We start from the raw sequence: 1,558 nt of genomic DNA, 5'->3' as shown, positions 1-1,558 counted from the left end.
GGCAGCTTTCGCGCCATCGGACGCGGGTTGCTGGTGTGCGTCACCATCGCCCTGGCCACCACCTTCATCGCCGATCACTACGGGGGGCCGACGCTGCTCTACGCCCTGCTGTTCGGCATGTCGCTGCACTTCCTGAGTGAAGAGGGACCTTGCCGCCAGGGCATCGAGTTTGCCGCTCGCACCGTGCTGCGGCTGGGGGTGGCGATGCTGGGGGCGCGGATGACCCTGGCGCAGGTGGGCGACCTCGGGCTCGGGCCCGTGCTCACCGTGGTGGGGGCCGTGGCGCTGGTCATCGCCATGGGGGCGGTGCTGGCCAGGGTGCTGGGCCTGGACCGCGACCTTGGACTCTTGACCGGCGGCGCCGTCGCCATCTGCGGTGCATCGGCGGCCCTGGCCCTGTCGGCGGTGATGCCGCGTCATGAGACCAGCGAGCGCAACACCATCCTCACGGTGGTCGGGGTGACCACGCTATCGACCATGGCGATGGTGACCTATCCGCTGATCGTCGGGGTCCTGGAACTCGCCAATGTCCAGGCGGGGATCTTCCTGGGGGGCACCATCCACGACGTGGCCCAGGTGGTGGGGGCCGGCTACATGATCTCCGAGCAGACCGGCGACATCTCGACGCTGGTCAAGTTGGTGCGGGTCGCCATGCTGGTGCCGGCGGTGATGGTCTTCATGTGGCTGTTTCGCGCGTCGCGCCAGGAAGAGGGGGCGGCGACCAAGGTGCCGATGCTGCCAAGCTTCCTGGTGGGCTTCGTGGTGCTGGTCGTGGTCAACAGCCTGGGGCTCATTCCCGAGGCGGTGAACGAGGGGATGTCGACCCTGTCCCGCTGGTGCCTCGTCACCGCCATCGCGGCGCTCGGTATCAAGACGTCGTTCCAGAAGCTGGCGGTGGTGGGCTGGCGCCCGGTGATCCTGATGGCCCTGGAGACCGTGATCCTGCTGGTGGTGGTGCTCGGCGTGGTGCTGTTCGGGGGGCTCGGCACCTAAGGGCTGCTTGATTTAATAGACGGGCAGTCTATATTGATGGCATGACACAAGCGACCTCCAAGCCACGCCGCGGTCGGCCCCCCAGGGTGCCCCGCGATGATCCGGACACCCGGGCGGCCCTGATCCGCAGCGGGACCGAAGTGCTGACCGAGCAGGGCTTCGTCGTCTCCGGTATCGACGGCATCCTCAAGCGCGTCGCGGTGCCCAAGAGCTCGTTCTACTATTACTTCGACAGCAAGGAGGCGTTCGGGCGTGCCGTGATGGAGCACACGGCGCCTACTTCGCCCGCAAGCTGGATCGCCACCTGCGGGATGCGACGCGTTCGCCGCTGGGGCGCATCGAGGCCTTCGTCGACGATGCCAGGGAGGGTATGGCCCGCCACGACTTCCGTCGGGGCTGCCTGGTGGGCAACCTGGGGCAGGAGGCCAACGTGTCCATCGAACGTATCTCGGTACGCGCCATTCCGCTGGTCGGGTCCATGGTGGTGATCGATCTTGTGCTGGCTTTCTTCCCCCAGATCTCCCTGTGGCTGACCACACTGCTTGGCTTCTGAACGAATGGATAG

2 protein-coding genes and 1 pseudogene are annotated in these 1,558 nt (G+C 66.7%); all 3 read left to right on the top strand.

Annotation, left to right across the window (positions count from 1 at the left end; all coding sequences use genetic code 11):
- Nucleotides 1-993 (top strand): YeiH family protein (locus ACESMD_RS14575; RefSeq protein ID WP_372614395.1); only part of this gene is annotated, 993 nt, incomplete at its 5' end.
- Nucleotides 994-1,034: 41 nt separating this feature from the next.
- Nucleotides 1,035-1,181: pseudogene (locus tag ACESMD_RS14570) on the top strand (TetR family transcriptional regulator); the annotation flags it as partial.
- A gap of 182 nt (nt 1,182-1,363) precedes the next feature.
- Complete coding sequence (locus ACESMD_RS14565) at nt 1,364-1,546, top strand: hypothetical protein (RefSeq protein WP_372614396.1); 183 nt, start codon at nt 1,364-1,366, stop codon at nt 1,544-1,546.
- The last annotated feature ends 12 nt before the right edge of the window (nt 1,547-1,558 follow it).

It is taken from the genome of Halomonas sp., assembly GCF_041689495.1.
Taxonomy (GTDB): Bacteria; Pseudomonadota; Gammaproteobacteria; order Pseudomonadales; family Halomonadaceae; genus Halomonas.
The sequence above is the reverse complement of the archived record's forward strand: the minus strand, read 5'-3'. Positions and strand labels throughout refer to the sequence as shown.

Bases quoted from the DNA above. Each gene is read 5' to 3' on its own strand.
- ACESMD_RS14565 (WP_372614396.1), top strand. From the start codon at position 1,364: ATGGCCCGCCACGACTTCCGTCGGGGCTGCCTGGTGGGCAACCTGGGG.